Genomic DNA, 15796 nt, shown 5'->3' on the forward strand with positions numbered 1-15796 from the left:
CGGGGCCGCCCTACGCGTCGGTGCGGATCACCACCACCAGGGTGCGGGGGCCGTGTACGCCCTCCACCCGCTCCAGCTCGATGTCGGAGGTGGCGGACGGCCCGCTGATCAGCGTCGTCGGCCGTTCGGGCACCAGGCGTGCCACCGCCTCGGGTACGCCCGCCTCGACGGTGGAGAGGTCGACGACGCACACGTGCAGATCGGGGACGAGGGACAGCGCCCGGCGGCCCTGGCCGGGCGAACCGTCCAGGAAGATCGTGCCCGTCTCGGCGCAGCCGACGGCCGATGCCGTCACCACCGCGTCCAGGGTGTCGAGTTGTGCGGGCGGGACGTCGGGGTGGTCCTCCCGCACCTCGCCGTCGTACGCGGTGAGCCAGCGCGCGTCCAGACCGGTCGGCACGCCGATGAGCCGCGCACCGTGCCCCTCGAGGGCTTCGCCGATGACCTCGGCGGTGCGGTCCGCCGTACAGCGGTGCACGCGCGCCTTGTAGTCGAGGAGCCGGTCGGTGAACAAGTCGAGGCGTGCGTCGTCGGGCAGGGCACGGCCGGTGCGGTAGGCGCGCGGGACGACGACGGTGGGTGTCGGGGCGAGCACGAGGGCGTCATGGATCCGGCCCAGGACGGTGTCACGGGCGCTGGTCATGTCGCGTCCTCCCCGTTGTGGGCGCTGTTCCGTTCGGCCTGCTCGCCGTTCTCCCCGATGCGGTCGCTGTTCTGTTCGCTCGCCGCGGACCGCAGGGCGGCCCGGCCCTCGTCGGAGGCGAACCAGGAGCGGAAGGTCTCCCGGGGCGGGGCAGCGGTGTCGCGGCTGTCGCTCCAGCCGCTCAGCGGTGGGGGCAGCCGTGAGATGGTCCCGTCGCGCCCCGCGACGACCCGGCCGAGCGCGGACGCCTTCTGTGCGGCGGTGTACAGGCCCGGGCGACGCATCACGGCGGCGGCTGCCTTCATCGCCAGCTTCTCCGGGGTGACGCCGGTCTGTTCGGTGTGCTGGCGGCGCAGTTCCACCAGCAGCGAGGGGATGTCGATCTTGACCGGGCAGGCGTCGAAACAGGCTCCGCAGAGGCTGGAGGCGTACGGCAGGGAGCTGTTGGGGTCGTCCTTCGCCGCGTGCATGCCGGCCAGTTGCGGGGTGAGGACGGCACCGATGGGCCCGGGGTAGGTCGATCCGTAGGCGTGACCGCCGGTCCGCTCGTACACCGGGCAGACGTTGAGGCAGGCGGAGCAGCGGATGCAGTTGAGGGCCGTCCGTCCGATGGCGTCGGCGAGGGCGGCGGTACGCCCGTTGTCGAGGAGGACCAGGTGGAAGTCCTGTGGACCGTCGCCGGGCGTCACTCCGGTCCACAGCGAGGTGTAGGGGTTCATCCGCTCCCCCGTCGAGGAGCGGGGCAGGAGCTGGAGGAAGACTTCCAGGTCCTGGTAGCGCGGGAGGACCTTCTCGATGCCCATGACGGTGATGAGGGTGTCGGGCAGGGTCAGGCACATGCGGCCGTTGCCCTCGGACTCGACGACGGCCAGGGTGCCGGTCTCGGCGATACCGAAGTTGGCGCCGGAGACGGCGACCTTCGCGGTCAGGAACTTCTCGCGGAGGTAGCCGCGCGCGGCGGCGGCGAGGTGGGCGGGGACGTTGTCCAGGTCCGGGTCCACGCCGGGGATGTGGTCGAGGAAGATCCGCCGGATCTCGTCCCGGTTGCGGTGGATGGCGGGGACCAGGATGTGCGAGGGCTTGTCGTCGGCGAGCTGGACGATGAGTTCGGCAAGGTCGGTCTCGTACGGGGTGATGCCGACGGACTCCAGATGCTCGTTGAGTCCGATCTCCTGGGTGGCCATCGACTTCACCTTGATGACCTCGTCGCTGCCCGTGGCCCTCACGAGGCGGGCGACGATCGCGTTGGCCTCGGCGGCGTCGCGCGCCCAGTGGACGGTGCCGCCGCGCTCGGCGACCTTGTGCTCCAGTTGTTCGAGCAGCTCGGGGAGCCGGTTCATGGTGTCCGTCTTGATGGCGGAGCCGGCGTCGCGCAGGGCTTCCCAGTCGGGGATTTCGCCGGTGACGCTCAGGCGTTTGGCGCGGATGGTGCCGGTGGCGCGGCCGAGGTTGCGGCGGAGCTGGTCGTTGCCCAGTTCGTCGTGGGCGGCGCGGGGGAAGGAGTGGTCACCGCGGAGGTTTCCGGTGCCGTACGGGGAGCGGGGCGGCGGGGCGGGCATGCCGAGGAACGTGCTCATACGGAGGCCTCCGTCAGAACGTCGGGCGTGGTGCGGGTCGCGGCGAGGATCCGGGCGAGGTGCAGGGTGCGGGTGCCGGACCGGATCCGGGAGAGTCCGCCGGCGATGTGCATCAGGCAGGAGGAGTCCCCGGCGGTGCACACCTCCGCCCCGGTGGCCGTGATGTTGTCCGTCTTGTCGTGGAGCATCGCGGTGGACGTCTCGGCGTTCTTGAGCGCGAAGGTGCCGCCGAAGCCGCAGCAGGAGTCGGCTCCGGGCAGCTCGACGAGGTCGATGCCCTCGACCGCGCGCAGGAGCTGGAGCGGTTTGTCACCGACGCGGAGCATCCGCAGGGAGTGGCAGGTGGGGTGGTACGTCACCCGGTGCGGGAAGTACGCGCCGACCCGGGTGACGCCGAGGACGTCCACGAGGAGTTCGGAGAGCTCGTACGTCTTCTCGGCGACGGCGTCCACTCCGGCGCGGAGCGCGGCGTCCCCGTAGCGGTCGGCGACGATCCGGTGCTGGCGCCGGACGGAACCGGCGCACGAGCCCGACGGCATCACGACCGCCTCGATCGAGGCGTCACCGAACCCGTCCGCGAAGTTACGTACCAGGGGCACGGGTTCACGCTGGTAGCCGGTGTTGATGTGCATCTGCCCGCAGCAGGTCTGTTCAGGCGGGAACACCACGTCGTGGCCCAGGCGCGTGAGCAGGATCGCGGTTGCCTTCACCGCGTCGGGGAAGAGCGTGTCTCCCAGACAGGTGGCGAAGAGTCCGATGCGCATGGGGCCTCCCCGGTCGGGTGCGCCGCGGCGGTCGGGGTGGGTGAGCTGGTCCGTGTCCGCCGGGTTTCACTATGAGGTCTCTGTGGTCGGACCGTACTAGGCACAGGCCGTTGAAGGGAACGCCCGGCGGTGCGTGGCGTGGTCGGGAGCGCGTGGCGCGGTCGGAAGTCGGCCGGGGCCGGGCCGGGCAGCCTCTGGCCCTCTAAGGAGCGGCGGGGCCGGTGGGGCCTTCCACCAACGTCCCGTGCAGCCCGCGGATATGCCACTCCACCAGGTCCGCGGCCTCCGGGCCGCTCCCCTCCCGTACGAGGGTGAGAAGCGTCCGATGCTCGGCGTTGAGGGCGCGGGCGGTGGCCGGCCAGTCATCGGCGGCTTCCAGGGCGCGCAGGACCAGCGGCCGCACGGACTCGCGTACGGCGGAGGTCAGGGTGGACGTCAGGGCGTTGCCGGAACTGCGGGCGATGAGCACGTGGAAGCGGGTGTCCAGATCGTTGAAGGCGCTCACGCCGATCCCCGGTTCCGCCATGCCCGCCACCAGCTCCTCCGCCTCGTCGAGGTCCTCGTCCGGCGCGTGGCAGGCGGCACCCTCGAAGCTGGACCGCTCCAGGACCACCCGGGCCTCCAGGACGTCGTGGAGGCTGTAGCTGCCGAGGGCGAAGTGCAGGCGGAGCAGTCGGCCCAGGGCGTCGTCCGGGTTGCGCACGATCCGGGCCCCGGCGTCGGGCCCCCGGCCCGGCTGGGCCACCAGGACGCCGATGGTCTCCAGCACCCGCAGCGCCTCGCGCAGGGCGGAGCGGCTGACGCCGAGCACCGGGGCCAGTTCACGTTCGGGCGGCAGCCGGTCACCGGCCCGGAGCTCTCCGGCGAAGACCCGCTCCTCGATGCTGCGGAGCACGAGCTCATGGGTACGGGACTGCTGCACGGGCTGCCATTCGACGGGCATCCGTCACTCCCTGCCTCGGCCGGATCCGGACATGCAGCCTATGTCACACGGAGCATGTGGTCGGACCACAGAGCCGGCGGGAGCCGAGGACCGCCTCGGCGGGTGCTGAGGGCGAAGGGCGGACTATCGCGTACTGGGGATGTCCCGCCCGTGCAGACGTCCGCGCTGCGGATCGAAGAGCTGGGCCGCCGCTCCGGACAGGACCAGGCCCGCGGCGATGAGGAGACCGTGGCCCACGGCGATGCCCATGCCCAGAGCGGCGAGTCCGACGGCGAGCCACAGCCAGGCGTTGCGGCGGCGGTACTCGCGCGGGGAGCGCGGGGTCCCGTCGGACATTGCCTCGGCGAACCCGGGATCGTCGTGACGCAGCTGCTCCTCCAGATCGCGCAACCGCTCGTCGTACGTGGGCATGGTGTCTCCCTCCCGGTACGGAAACCTTTCGGCTCCTCAAAGCCCCGGTCCCCGCGGTGCGGCACGGGGCAGGGCCCGCCGGGGCCCTGGACCTCATGGTCGTCGGGGAGGGCCTCCGGGGGCCATCAGGGACAGCACCCATATCCGGGGGTGCGCACCATGCAGACGAGGGCGGACGCCCCGACGAGGCGGGCGGACGGTATGCGCCCCGTCGCAGCGACGATAGTGGAGCCTGTCAGCGCGACCGTACGAACCGACCCTCCGAAGGAGCCGTTCGACCTTGTCCCTGTTCTGGCGGATCTTCCTGCTCAACGCCGCCGTGCTGGTCGCGGCAGGCGCCCTGCTGCTGCTCGGGCCGATCACCGTCTCGACCCCGGTCCTGCTGACCGAGGCCATGATCCTGACCGGCGGCATCGCGTTCATGCTGGCGGCCAACGCGGCCCTCCTCCGGCTCGGCCTCTTCCCGCTCCAACGGGTCACCCGTGCGATGACGACAACCGATCTGCTGCGCCCGAGCCCGCGCCCCGAGGTCGCGGGGCACGGGGAGATCGCCGCGCTGATCGAGACGTTCAACACGATGCTGGACCGGCTGGAGGCCGAGCGCGCAACCAGCAGTGCCCGTGCTCTCTCCGCCCAGGAGGCCGAGCGCCGCCGTGTGGCGCAGGAGTTGCACGACGAGGTCGGGCAGACCCTGACGGCGGTACTGCTGGAGCTGAAGCGGGTCGCGGACCAGGCCCCGGAGCCGCTGCGTGGGGAGTTGCGGCAGGTTCAGGAGATCACCCGGGGGTCACTCGACGAGATCCGCCGGATCGCGCGCCGACTGCGGCCGGGAGTGCTGGAGGAACTGGGCCTGGTGAGCGCGTTGACGGCGCTGATCACCGAGACCCCGACGCCGGACGGGCTGACGATCCGCCGCCGGATGGAGAAGGACCTGCCGGAGTTGGGCGCGGAGGCCGAGCTGGTCGCCTACCGGATCGCGCAGGAGGCCCTCACTAACACCGTCCGGCACGCCCGCGCGACCCACCTCGAACTCTCGCTGCGGCGGAGCCCGGGCGGGGTGGAGCTGCTCATCCGCGACGACGGCCGTGGTCTCGGTGACGCCCCCGAGGGGGCCGGCCTGCGCGGTATGCGCGAACGCGCCCTGCTGATCGGCGCCGAGGTCTCCCTCGGCCCCGGGCCGCAGGGCGGCACCGAAGTACGTCTCGATGTGCCCGTCCCGAACGCAAGCAACGGAAGCAAGTGACCATGCCCGCCTCACCGTCCATCGCCACGCCCGCCAGGGGCGCAGCCGCCCCCACCCGCATCCTGCTGGCGGACGACCACGCCCTCGTACGCCGTGGAGTCCGGCTCATCCTCGACGGCGAGCCGGACCTGACCGTCGTCGCCGAGGCCGGTGACGGTGCCGAGGCCATCGAGATGGCCCGCAGCGAACAGCCCGACCTGGTCATCCTGGACATCGCGATGCCCCGCCTGACCGGCCTCCAGGCGGCGCGCGAACTCTCCCGGGTCATGCCGGGCCTGCGCATCCTGATGCTCACGATGTACGACAACGAGCAGTATTTCTTCGAGGCGTTGAAGGCGGGGGCCGCCGGGTACGTCCTCAAGTCGGTCGCGGACCGGGACCTGGTGGAGGCCTGTCGGGCGGCGATGCGCGACGAGCCGTTCCTCTACCCGGGCGCGGTGACGGCGCTCATCCGCAACTTCCTCGCCCGGGCCAAGGACGGCGAGGACCTGCCGGCGCGGGCCATCACGGAGCGCGAGGAGGAGATCCTCAAGCTGGTCGCCGAGGGCAACTCCTCGAAGGAGATCGCCGAGCTGCTCGTCATCAGCGTCAAGACGGTGGAGCGGCACCGCGCCAACCTGCTCCAGAAGCTCGGCCTCAGGGACCGTCTGGAGCTGACCCGCTACGCCATCAGGGCGGGACTGATCGAACCCTGATCGATCGCCCCTGCCCGGGACCGGCGGAGCACGTGCGGTCGGTTCATGTGATTCTCACCCGATCCGCATAAGGTGCCCCCGTGACCCAGATGACCCCGCCCGGCTGGCATCCAGACCCCGGGCACTCAGGCAAAGGCCCCGCTCAGGAACGCTGGTGGGACGGAGCGCAGTGGACCGGCCATGTCCGCGCGTCGCCCGCTGCGGCACGCCGTCGCGGGATCCGCATCGGCGTCGGTGTGACGGTCGGCGTGGTGGTGCTCGCCGCCATCGGTGGCGGCGTCCACATGCTGGGCGAGGACCGTGGCGGCGGCCGGCCGGACACCGCGGCCTCCACCCCGTCCGGAGCCCCCGAACTGCCGGGCGCACCGGAAGGCGGCGACAAGGACGGCGGCCGGGGCGGCGAGGGGAACGGCGAAGGCAAGGGGCCGGAGCAACAGCTCCCGCCGACCGAGCCGGGCTTCGCGACGGACCTGGCCGGCGGAATCAGCCTTCCGGTGCCCAAGGGGTGGAAGGGAACATCCGGGGCGGTCGGCGCCGGGCTGACGACGGGTGAGCACGCGTGCCCCGGCGACACCGCCGAGACCTGTGTACGCGGCGGTGTGTTCTCGGCCCCGGCGGCTGCCATGAAGCTCACCGCGGGGACCCCGGAGGAGGCGGCGAAGAAGGACATCACCGTCAACGCCACGGAGTCCTACGGCGGCAAGAGCTACGGGAAGATCACCTCGCACGAGGAACTGAAGTCCGAGGCCGTGACGGTGGCGGGCGGCAAGGGGTACGTCGTGCGCTGGAAGGTGGTGACGGAGAAGGGCGACGACGGTTACGTGGAATCGCTGGTGTTCCCCTCCCCCGTCTCCAAGAACATGCTCGTCGTGGTCCGGTCCGGGTTCGACATCAACAAGGACGCGCCGAAGCTGTCCGTCCTGGACGAGATCACGGGCGGGATCAAGGCCGCGTCCGTAGGCGAAGGGGGCACGGGCGGCGAGGTCTGACCCTCTCCGCCGGTACGGACAAGGGCGGGGACCCGGACCGGGCCCCGCCCTCTGCGCTTTCCCCGCCGCTCCCGCCCTCAGCCGGTGAGTGTGGCGGGGTCGCTGACCCCGGCGGCCCCGGTCTCGACATGACCGGCGAAGCGGCGCAGGAAGACGGGGTCGCCCTCGGCCGTGACGGACACGTCGTACCAGCGCTTGCCGGCCCGCAGGTCGATCGTGCGCGACACCGTGGCGCCGGGCCGGACGGTGACCGTCTGCTCCGCTCCCCCGTAGGCGGCGGCGTTGGCGAGCGTGAGCCGGACCTCGGTGTCGCCGGGGTTGGTGAGGGTCAGGTCGAGGTTGCCGCTCCCGTCGTTGTGCCGGGCGGTGGCCTCGGGGCCGGCGGTCGAACCCGGGCTCCTGAACGTACGGAGAAAGCCGTTCGGGCCGTGGACGGTGAGGTCGTGGGTGCCACCGGAGTACGCGGAGTTCCAGGCGTCCGCGATCGTCCTGCCCGCCTCGGCGGTGTACGTCCACGGGGCGTCGGTGCGGTTGCCGGAGGTGACGTAGAACTGCGCGCCGGCCTCCGTCCCCGGGCTGAAGGTGAGCGCGATCTTCCCGGTGCGCGTGTCGACGGCGCCGTCGACGTACGGGGCGTACGGAAGCGGCCGGGTGGGCCGGCTGCCCGGCTCCTGCTTCGGCATCGAGCCGACGGCGGGCGGGGTGGGCCGGTAGTCCGGGTGCCGTTCGCGGTCCGGCGGCTCGTAGGCGGCAGTGTCCGGCAGGTCGCCGGGGGCGGGCTCGGTACGGGCGAAGTCGAATGCGGAGGTCAGATCGCCGCAGACGGCACGCCGCCACGGAGAGATGTTCGGCTCGCGCACCCCGAAGCGCTGCTCCATGAAGCGGAGCACCGAGGTGTGGTCGAACGTCTCGGAGCAGACGTAACCGCCGGTGCTCCAGGGCGAGACGACCAGCATCGGGACGCGCGGCCCGAGCCCGTAGACGCCGGGGCCGTACGAGGAGCCGCCCGCGTACACCTCGGTGGAGGTGTCGGCCGTGGACAGGCCCTGGTTCGCGGAGGTCGGCGGGTAGGGCGGTACGACGTGGTCGAAGAAGCCGTCGTTCTCGTCGTAGGTGATGAACAGGGCGGTGCGGCTCCACACCTCGGGGTCGGACGTCAGAGCGTCCAGGAGGCGGGCGATGTACCAGGCGCCGTAGTTCGACGGGAAGTTGGAGTGCTCGGTGAAGGCCTCCGGGGCGGCGACCCAGGAGATCTGCGGCAGCTTCCCGTTCTTGACGTCGGCGGCGATCCCGTCGAAGTAGTCGTCGCCGGCGGCCACATCCGTACCGGTACGCGCCTTGTCGTACAGCGGGTTGCCGGGCTGGGCGTTGCGGTACTTGTCGAAGTACAGCAGCGAGTTGTCGCCGTAGTTGCCCCGGTAGGCGTCGTCGATCCAGCCCCAGCCGCCGGGGCCGTCCAGGCCGTCGCCGATGTCCTGGTAGATCTTCCAGGAGATCCCGGCCTCCTCCAGCCGCTCGGGGTACGTGGTCCAGCCGTACCCCCGCTCCTCGTTGCCGAGGACGGGACCGCCGCCGGTGCCGTCGTTGCCGGTGTGGCCGGACCAGAGGTAGTAGCGGTTGGGGTCGGTGGCCCCGATGAACGAGCAGTGGTAGGCGTCGCAGACGGTGAAGCGGTCGGCGAGCGCGTAGTGGAAGGGGATGTCGTCCCGGGTCAGGTAGGCCATCGTCGTCGGCGTCTTGGCCGGGATCCACCGGTCGTAACGCCCGTCGTTGTACGCCTGGTGGCCGCCCGCCCAGTCGTGGTTGAGGCCCTGGAGGAACTGCATCCCCAGGTCGTCGGCGGTGGGGTGGAACGGCAGGGTCTCCTTGCCCACCGCGTCGGCCTGGTGCCAGACGGACTTCCCGCTCGGCAGCGTCACGGGCCGCGGGTCGCCGAACCCCCGGACGCCTTTCAGCGCGCCGAAATAGTGGTCGAAGGAACGGTTCTCCTGCATCAGGACGACGATGTGCTCGACATCCTTGATCGTCCCGGAGGCGCGGTGGGCGGGGATGGCGGCGGCGCGGTCGATGCTGCCCGACAAGGCGGCGAATCCCGCCGTCGCACCGGCGATCCGGAAGAAGCGGCGCCGATTCATATCTGCCATGAGTGAGGGGCCTCTTGGAGTGTGGGGAACGGGTGGAAGTCTGGGGAACAGAAGCGAACAGGATGTTCCAAGAGAACCGAACAGAACGGAAGAGGCCGTGACGCATCGGTTAACGCCGGCGGTACGCCCGGCACGTGCGACGTCGCCTCACGGCAACGTGCGTGTGAGCCAGGCCACTTCGCCGTTCTCCTCCGTGGAGACGTGATCCCGCTGGAATCCGAGCTTCTCCAGCACCCGGAGCGACGGGGTGTTCCACGTGCCGACGGTCGACCAGAGCCGTGTGCGCCCGGTCGCCGCAGCGGCTTCGAGTACGGCGCGGGCTGCCTCGGTGGCGTAACCGCGCCCGTGCGCATGCCGGAACAGCTCGTACGCGATCTCGGGCTCCTCCAGGGTGGTGCGGCCGATGATCAGTCCGCAGTACCCGATGAAGTCACCCTCCTCGCGGCGCTGGATGGGCAGCAGGGCGATCCCGGTGGTCTCCGTCGTGGCGAGAAACTCCGCGATGGACGTCCGGATGCGCTCCACCGGGGGCTTCCCGTCGCCGCGTTCGGCGAGGAGGTCACAGAATGCGGCGGCGTCGGATTTGACCCACGGCCGGAGTATCAGGCGCTCGGTCTCCAGGTGGAACGGCATGGTCGCGTAGGTGGTGGACATGGACCCCACTCTGGCCCATGGGCTCACCGCGAACTACAACCGGTGCCCCGGTACGAGCAGTTCCCGCAACGGCTGGATCTCGATCGCGTACCCGGCAGGGCGGGCCACCCCGGTGTCGTCGGGTACACCTGCGCCGTGGGGCCCGCCCCCGCCGGTATTCGGGGGTCGGCGCTACTGATCTTCCCTGCGGTCCCCGGCAGGATTTCCCGTGCCGGAACGCATATCAGGGAGTGTTGATGACACCGAAGACGACTGTGTCGAAGCTGCGCAAAAGCCTGTTGGTCATAGCGGCGGCATACCTGGTGGGGTCTGTCACCACCGTTGGCGCCGTGGCGCATCCTTCCGAGGACACGCCAGGGCGGGGCGGCAAGGACAGGGCCCTCCAGAAGAGCCTCGACGCCTTGGTGAGCGAGGACAGGTTCCCCGCCGCCTTCGCGTGGGTCCGCAAGGACGGCCGTACCTCCTCGCTCGTCTCCGGGTCAGCGCGGCTCGACGAACAGGTTCCCGTCCCGCACGACGGCTACGTACGGGCGGGCAGCAACACCAAGACGTTCACCGCGGTCGTGGTCCTGCAACTGGTGGCCGAGGGCAAGGTCGCACTGGAGGAGCCCATCGAGACGTACCTGCCCCAAGTGGTGCGGGGCGAAGGGATCGACGGCCGGAAGATCACCGTGCGGCAACTGCTGCAGCACACCAGCGGCCTTCCCAACTACACCGAACACATCGGACTGGAGGACTTCGCGAGGATCCAGCACAAGTTCTTCCAGCCGCATGACCTGCTCGCCGCCGCTCTGGCCCACCCGGCGGAATTCGCACCGGGCGCGCAGTGGAAGTACAGCAACACCAACTACCTGCTCGCGGGCATGCTGATCGAGAAGGTCACCGAGCGGCCGGTGCAGGAGCAGATCACCGAGCGCGTGATCCGGAAGGCGGGGCTGCGCCACACGTCCTGGCCGCAGCCCGGGGACATGACCGTCCCCAAGCCCCATGCTCGCGGCTACGCGCTCAGCAGCCTGGAGAACGGCAAGGTCGTCGATGCCACCCGGATGGACCCCTCCTGGGGCGGAGCCGCCGGCCAGATGATCTCCACGCCGAGCGACCTCGCGAAGTTCGCCCGCCTGCTCCTCGACGGGAAGCTCCTCGCACCCGAACAGCTGGCCGAGATGCGCAAGACGGTCGACGCGCCGCTCATGCCCGGGTGGCGCTACGGCCTCGGCGTCTTCAGCATCCCGCTGAGCTGCGGTGGCGCCTACTGGGGGCACGGCGGCGACATCGACGGCTACGAAACCCGGGGCGGCGCCACCGACGACGGCCGCTCCGTAGGCCTGGCGGTGACCGCACTCCCCGGAACCTTCAGCGATGCGGAGAAGAGCGCGAAGGCGGTCATGTCCGTGACGGACGCAGCGTTCTGCAACTGAGGCGTCCGCCCTTCGGACGCCCTCAGGGGGCGAAGGCCTCCGGAGCGGAATCCTGTGCCCTCGGGATACGGATGGCGAGCAGGGCGACGTCGTCATCGTTGTCGGCGGGCCGTGACCGTGCGAGCAACTGGTCCACGAAATCGTCCAGTTGCCGGGGGTTCAGCTCGGCGGCGTCTTCGCTCAGCCGCTTCAGGCCGATATCCAGGGGCTGGCGGCGGGATTCGATGAGGCCGTCGGTGTAGAAGAGGAGCGTCGAGCCCGGAGGCAGGTCGACGAGCGCCTCGGACCGTGGGTGGTCGGCGGAGGCTCCGAGGAGAATCGCTCGGCCTTCGTCGAGGAACCGCCCACCGCCGGCGGAATCGAGGAGCAGTGGGGGCGGGTGGCCCGCGTTGGTCCAGCGGAGGCCCCGCCGTCCGGCGGGGTCGGTGGTCAGCCTGGCCAGGACCAGGGTGGCCATGGAGACATCGGTGATGTGGCCCATGGCCCGGTCCAGGCGTTCGACGGTGCGGTGCGGCGCATCGTCCTGCGCCCAGGCGTAGGCGCGCAGCATGTTGCGCAGCTGGGCCATCCCCGCGGCGGCCTCCAGGTCGTGACCGACGACGTCGCCGATGACCAGGGCGGTGTCGCCGTTGGGAAGGGCGAAGGCGTCGTACCAGTCGCCACCGACGTGGGAGGCGTCCGGAGCCGGAAGGTAGCGCACCGTCATCTCCACCCCGGTGAGCCGGGGAAGCTGGGGCAGCAGGTAGCGCTGCATCGTCGCGGCGATCTGGCGCTGGCGTTGGTAATGCCGGGCGTTCTCCAGGGCGATGCCGACGCGTCGGCCGATGTCCTCCAGCAGGCCCAGGTCGGCGGGGGTGAACGGCTCCTCGCCCGTGGTGCGCCCCAGCGTGATCGCGCCGAGGACCTCGCTCGGCCCCTTGACGGGGGCGATGACCGCCGTCTCGATGCCGGTCGCGGCGAACAGCTTCCGCTGCTCCACCGCCACCGCGGTGTCGGGCGGTACGTCGTAGGTCCTCGGTCCGGCGAGGGTGGAGGCCACCCCGCGCAGGGCTTTGGACAGAGGCATGGGTGAGGAAGCGGGCACGGGGGGCATGGGCCCCTGGAGATCCTCACGCACCTCCAGTCCGCCTGTGTGGGCATAGACCACGAGCGACCGGTTCACCGCGCCCGTCTCGGTGATCAGGTCGACGACGGCCCAATCGGCGAGTCGGGGCAGCATCAGCCTCACGACTCGGCGCAGGGACTCGTCCACGTCGATGTTGTTGATCAGCTGGGCGGTGGTGTCCGCAAGCAGGGCAAGCCGGTCCCTCTCCGACAGGGCCCGCGTGGACACGGCCCGTCCGGCGGAGCGGCTTCTCGTCGCTTCCTCGTCGGTGTCGAAGGCGCGCAGCCGCACACCGCATTCGGCCTCGGGCCGGAGCGGCAGGGGAAACCACCGCACGGCCAGCGGCGACCCGTCGCCCCGCGCCAGCCACGTCCGGTCCCCGGGCGGGGCGAGCGCAGTCCCGACGCCCTTGCCGTACGTCCGGGGCAACGGCACCTGCGGACTGTCCGGGTGATGCACCGCGCGAAGGTCCCGGCCGACGACTTCCGGGGCGGAACATGACAGGAAGGCCAAGGACGCCGCGTTGGCCCAGACGATCCGCTCCTGGCCGTCGAGCGCGAACACGCCAACGTCCAAACGGTCCAGCACAGTGGCCAGCTCGTGCTCAACGACAACCTGGACCGATGCGCGTACACCGTCGCCCACGTCTGCTCCCTTGCCTCGGAATTTGGCCCCGCAGGCACCGGCGGGACGGAGGCACACCCCCTCACGGCCCGTCGGCGAGCTCATGAAGGAAGTGAGCACAACGATGGGCGTCGTCGAGAAGAGCTGCTTCCGTCCGAACAGCCGCCGACCAACCGGCCACGAGGACCGAACGACAACTTCTCACACATGTCCGCGGGCGCGAAGTCCTCACCCGGGCTCGCCCCTCAGGCCCCGACACCGCGCCGGTGACGTCGCGGACCCGCGACCGGATCGTTCCGGCCCGCTTCTCCGCGGCATCACGAAGGCTCTGGCCGCCCACCGGTTGTCAGGTTTCGGGTGACTCCAGCCGCAGCTGCGTCATCTCGCCGTGTAGGGGTACCAGGCGCAGCCACCCACGACGAAGGAGGACCATGACAGCGATATCGGAGGAAGAGGGAGCACAGCGGTTCTGCAAGGCCTGCGGCACCCCCGCAGGGACGGGGACGCTGTGCGAGCACTGCGGTGCTGCATTTCCCCCGGCCGAGGGTGGACTCATCGACGACGAGGGCGCTGTCGCACGCCGCATGTTCGAAGGCCGGGAAGAGGCTCCCCAGGACTGATCCCCACCCGTCGGAGGCCTGCCCCTCGCGGCGGGCGTCCGACGTGGGGCCGGGACCTCACATGGTCCCCAACTGGTCCCCGAAAATGATCGAGGGACGGTTTCGGATTGCTCCGAAACCGGCCCTCGGTCGACGACTGTCTCCAGTCGGGACGACAGGATTTGAACCTGCGACCCCTTGACCCCCAGTCAAGTGCGCTACCAAGCTGCGCCACGTCCCGTTGCCCGCCTGACCTGGGGTTTCCCCTGGCCGAACGCGCATGAGAACAATACCGCACTCCAGCAGGTGGTCACCAACACCATTCCCGCTTGACCTCAACCATGGTTGATGTTGAACGCTCGGGCCATGACGAACACGACAGCCGCGCCGGCCCCCGACCGCCAGGCCGCACCCACGCCCGTACCCCCGCCCGACTTCCGGGATCTGCCCCGGCTGATCGCCCTGATGACCGGGGCGGAGAAGCATGCCCCCGCCGCCCACTCCACGCTCGACGCCCTGTGGGTCCTCTACAACCGGGTGCTCCGCATCACACCCAACACGGTCGACGATCCCGGGCGGGACCGCTTCCTGCTGTCCAAGGGGCACGGGCCGATGGCCTACTACGCGGTCCTCGCCGCGCACGGCTTCTTCGACGCGGGGCTGCTGCCCGGCTTCGGGTCGTACGACTCGCCGCTCGGCCACCACCCGGACCGGCTGCTGGTGCCGGGGGCGGAGATCGGCAGCGGGTCCCTGGGGCACGGGCTGCCGCTCGCCGTCGGGACGGCGCTGGGGCTGCGCGCCCAGGACCTCACCGACCCCCGGGTCTGGGTCCTGATCGGCGACGCCGAGCTGGACGAGGGCAGCAACCACGAGGCCATCGCCCATGCGGGCCCCGCCGGGCTCGAACAGCTGCACACCCTCGTGATCGACAACGCGTCCGCCACCCACGGCTGGCCCGGCGGGATCGCCTCTCGCTTCGCGTCCGCCGGATGGGACGCGGTGACCGTGGACGGCCGCGACCACGAGGCCCTGTACGAGGCGTTCATCACGCCCCACCCGGGCAGGCCGCTGGCCGTCGTCGCCCGCGTCGAACCCAAGAACTGACCGCATCGGACCGAGAACCCGGAAGGGACCCTTCATGCACACCATGCGTGACCGATTCATCAGCACCGCCTCGCAGCTCCTGGACGAGGAGCCACGGCTGGCCGTCGTGCTCGCCGACATCAGCGCCGACGGCTTCGCCCCGGCCCGGCGCACCCACCCGGACCGGGTGATCAACGTCGGCATCCGGGAGCAGCTGCTGGTCGGAGCCGGTGCCGGCCTGGCGCTGACGGGGATGCGGCCGATCGTGCACACCTTCGCCAGCTTCCTGGTCGAGCGACCGTTCGAGCAGGTCAAGCTGGACTTCGGACACCAGGGCGTCGGCGGCATCCTGGTGAGCGCCGCCGGCTCGTACGACTGGCCTGCCGGAGGCTTCACCCATATGGCACCCGGCGATGTCGCCCTGCTCGACACGCTGGACGGCTGGAGGGTGCACGTCCCGGGCCATCCGGACGAGGCCGAGGCCCTGCTGCGGGAGGCGGTGACCGGCGACGACCGGGTGTACGTACGCCTCTCGCTCCAGGAGAACCGGGAGGCGCGGCCGGTGGACGGCGGGTCCGGATTCTCCGTGGTGCGCGAGGGGCGGCGCGGGACCGTGATCGCCGTCGGCCCCATGCTCGACAACGTGCTCGCCGCCTGCGAGGGGCTGGACGTCACCGTGCTGTACGCGACGACGGTGCGGCCCTTCGACGCGGCGGGGGTACGCCGAGCCGCCGGCGCGGCCGCGACCGCGGACGTGGTGGTCGTGGAGCCGTATCTCGCGGGCACCTCCTCCGCCGCGGCGGGCGAAGCACTCATGGATCTGCCCCACCGGGTGCTCGGGCTGGGGGTGGGCCGCGCCGAGTTGCGGCGGTACGGGCAGATGGAGGAGCACCTCGCGGCCCAC

Annotated in this window: 15 protein-coding genes and 1 tRNA gene; 7 read left to right on the forward strand and 9 right to left on the reverse strand. The window is 70.9% G+C overall.

What is annotated here, in order from left to right; genetic code table 11:
• Window positions 1-10 precede the first annotated feature (10 nt).
• The 5 genes from D3105_RS10010 to D3105_RS10030 all read right to left on the reverse strand — a co-directional run bounded on the left by D3105_RS10010 (window position 11) and on the right by D3105_RS10030 (window position 4338).
• Entirely contained in the window at window positions 11-643 is a 633-nt protein-coding gene (locus D3105_RS10010) for a LutC/YkgG family protein (protein WP_118902321.1), read from the reverse strand.
• On the reverse strand, window positions 640-2220 hold the full coding sequence (locus D3105_RS10015; RefSeq protein ID WP_118902324.1) for a lactate utilization protein B: 1581 nt from the start codon (window positions 2218-2220) through the stop codon (window positions 640-642). Before D3105_RS10015 ends, D3105_RS10010 begins: the two co-directional genes overlap by 4 nt.
• The gene (locus D3105_RS10020; RefSeq protein ID WP_118902327.1) at window positions 2217-2984 is read right to left on the reverse strand and encodes a (Fe-S)-binding protein; all 768 of its coding nucleotides are present in this window, start codon (window positions 2982-2984) and stop codon (window positions 2217-2219) included. Before D3105_RS10020 ends, D3105_RS10015 begins: the two co-directional genes overlap by 4 nt.
• 202 nt (window positions 2985-3186) lie before the next feature.
• Window positions 3187-3927: a FadR/GntR family transcriptional regulator gene (locus D3105_RS10025; protein WP_118902330.1), complete on the reverse strand. Its 741-nt coding sequence runs from the start codon at window positions 3925-3927 to the stop codon at window positions 3187-3189.
• 123 nt (window positions 3928-4050) lie between these two features.
• The gene (locus D3105_RS10030) at window positions 4051-4338 is read right to left on the reverse strand and encodes a DUF3040 domain-containing protein (protein WP_118902332.1); all 288 of its coding nucleotides are present in this window, start codon (window positions 4336-4338) and stop codon (window positions 4051-4053) included.
• Window positions 4339-4618: 280 nt separating this feature from the next.
• Between D3105_RS10030 and D3105_RS10035 the strand changes: the two genes are divergently transcribed.
• The 3 genes from D3105_RS10035 (at window position 4619) to D3105_RS10045 (ending at window position 7265) form a co-directional block, all read left to right on the forward strand.
• The gene (locus tag D3105_RS10035; RefSeq protein ID WP_118902335.1) at window positions 4619-5581 is read left to right on the forward strand and encodes a HAMP domain-containing sensor histidine kinase; all 963 of its coding nucleotides are present in this window, start codon (window positions 4619-4621) and stop codon (window positions 5579-5581) included.
• A gap of 2 nt (window positions 5582-5583) precedes the next feature.
• Entirely contained in the window at window positions 5584-6276 is a 693-nt protein-coding gene (locus tag D3105_RS10040) for a response regulator (protein ID WP_118902338.1), read from the forward strand.
• Window positions 6277-6365: 89 nt separating this feature from the next.
• The gene (locus D3105_RS10045) at window positions 6366-7265 is read left to right on the forward strand and encodes a DUF2510 domain-containing protein (protein WP_118902363.1); all 900 of its coding nucleotides are present in this window, start codon (window positions 6366-6368) and stop codon (window positions 7263-7265) included.
• Between the two features lie 77 nt (window positions 7266-7342).
• On the opposite strand, the gene D3105_RS10050 is transcribed toward D3105_RS10045, so the two are convergent.
• Together D3105_RS10050 and D3105_RS10055 are read right to left on the reverse strand one after the other, a co-directional pair.
• The gene (locus tag D3105_RS10050; RefSeq protein WP_118902341.1) at window positions 7343-9409 is read right to left on the reverse strand and encodes a phosphocholine-specific phospholipase C; all 2067 of its coding nucleotides are present in this window, start codon (window positions 9407-9409) and stop codon (window positions 7343-7345) included.
• A 147-nt stretch (window positions 9410-9556) separates the two neighbouring features.
• Window positions 9557-10063 carry a GNAT family N-acetyltransferase gene (locus D3105_RS10055; protein ID WP_118902344.1) on the reverse strand — a complete coding sequence of 169 codons (507 nt, stop codon included), beginning with the start codon at window positions 10061-10063 and terminating at the stop codon, window positions 9557-9559.
• 236 nt (window positions 10064-10299) lie between these two features.
• Here D3105_RS10055 and D3105_RS10060 point away from each other — a divergent pair, with 236 nt between their 5' ends.
• The gene (locus tag D3105_RS10060) at window positions 10300-11481 is read left to right on the forward strand and encodes a serine hydrolase domain-containing protein (protein ID WP_118902347.1); all 1182 of its coding nucleotides are present in this window, start codon (window positions 10300-10302) and stop codon (window positions 11479-11481) included.
• Window positions 11482-11503: 22 nt separating this feature from the next.
• On the opposite strand, the gene D3105_RS10065 is transcribed toward D3105_RS10060, so the two are convergent.
• On the reverse strand, window positions 11504-13231 hold the full coding sequence (locus tag D3105_RS10065; RefSeq protein ID WP_240646857.1) for a SpoIIE family protein phosphatase: 1728 nt from the start codon (window positions 13229-13231) through the stop codon (window positions 11504-11506).
• 410 nt (window positions 13232-13641) lie between these two features.
• On the opposite strand from D3105_RS10065, the gene D3105_RS10070 reads away from it, so the two are divergent.
• On the forward strand, window positions 13642-13830 hold the full coding sequence (locus tag D3105_RS10070; protein ID WP_118902350.1) for a hypothetical protein: 189 nt from the start codon (window positions 13642-13644) through the stop codon (window positions 13828-13830).
• A gap of 146 nt (window positions 13831-13976) precedes the next feature.
• Here the strand turns inward: D3105_RS10070 and D3105_RS10075 are convergent.
• Window positions 13977-14050, reverse strand: a tRNA-Pro gene (locus tag D3105_RS10075).
• A 125-nt stretch (window positions 14051-14175) separates the two neighbouring features.
• Here D3105_RS10075 and D3105_RS10080 point away from each other — a divergent pair.
• The gene (locus D3105_RS10080) at window positions 14176-14913 is read left to right on the forward strand and encodes a transketolase (RefSeq protein WP_118902354.1); all 738 of its coding nucleotides are present in this window, start codon (window positions 14176-14178) and stop codon (window positions 14911-14913) included.
• A gap of 34 nt (window positions 14914-14947) precedes the next feature.
• Window positions 14948-15796: transketolase family protein (locus D3105_RS10085; protein WP_118902357.1), on the forward strand; the 849-nt coding region annotated here is incomplete at its 3' end.

Source organism: Streptomyces globisporus, from assembly GCF_003501885.1.
Lineage (GTDB): Bacteria > Actinomycetota > Actinomycetes > Streptomycetales > Streptomycetaceae > Streptomyces > Streptomyces globisporus_D.

Bases quoted from the DNA above. Each gene is read 5' to 3' on its own strand.
- D3105_RS10010 (WP_118902321.1), bottom strand. From the start codon at position 643: ATGACCAGCGCCCGTGACACCGTCCTGGGCCGGATCCATGACGCCCTC.
- D3105_RS10015 (WP_118902324.1), bottom strand. From the start codon at position 2,220: ATGAGCACGTTCCTCGGCATGCCCGCCCCGCCGCCCCGCTCCCCGTAC.
- D3105_RS10020 (WP_118902327.1), bottom strand. From the start codon at position 2,984: ATGCGCATCGGACTCTTCGCCACCTGTCTGGGAGACACGCTCTTCCCC.
- D3105_RS10025 (WP_118902330.1), bottom strand. From the start codon at position 3,927: ATGCCCGTCGAATGGCAGCCCGTGCAGCAGTCCCGTACCCATGAGCTC.
- D3105_RS10030 (WP_118902332.1), bottom strand. From the start codon at position 4,338: ATGCCCACGTACGACGAGCGGTTGCGCGATCTGGAGGAGCAGCTGCGT.
- D3105_RS10040 (WP_118902338.1), top strand. From the start codon at position 5,584: ATGCCCGCCTCACCGTCCATCGCCACGCCCGCCAGGGGCGCAGCCGCC.
- D3105_RS10045 (WP_118902363.1), top strand. From the start codon at position 6,366: ATGACCCCGCCCGGCTGGCATCCAGACCCCGGGCACTCAGGCAAAGGC.
- D3105_RS10050 (WP_118902341.1), bottom strand. From the start codon at position 9,409: ATGGCAGATATGAATCGGCGCCGCTTCTTCCGGATCGCCGGTGCGACG.
- D3105_RS10055 (WP_118902344.1), bottom strand. From the start codon at position 10,063: ATGTCCACCACCTACGCGACCATGCCGTTCCACCTGGAGACCGAGCGC.
- D3105_RS10060 (WP_118902347.1), top strand. From the start codon at position 10,300: ATGACACCGAAGACGACTGTGTCGAAGCTGCGCAAAAGCCTGTTGGTC.
- D3105_RS10070 (WP_118902350.1), top strand. From the start codon at position 13,642: ATGACAGCGATATCGGAGGAAGAGGGAGCACAGCGGTTCTGCAAGGCC.
- D3105_RS10080 (WP_118902354.1), top strand. From the start codon at position 14,176: ATGACGAACACGACAGCCGCGCCGGCCCCCGACCGCCAGGCCGCACCC.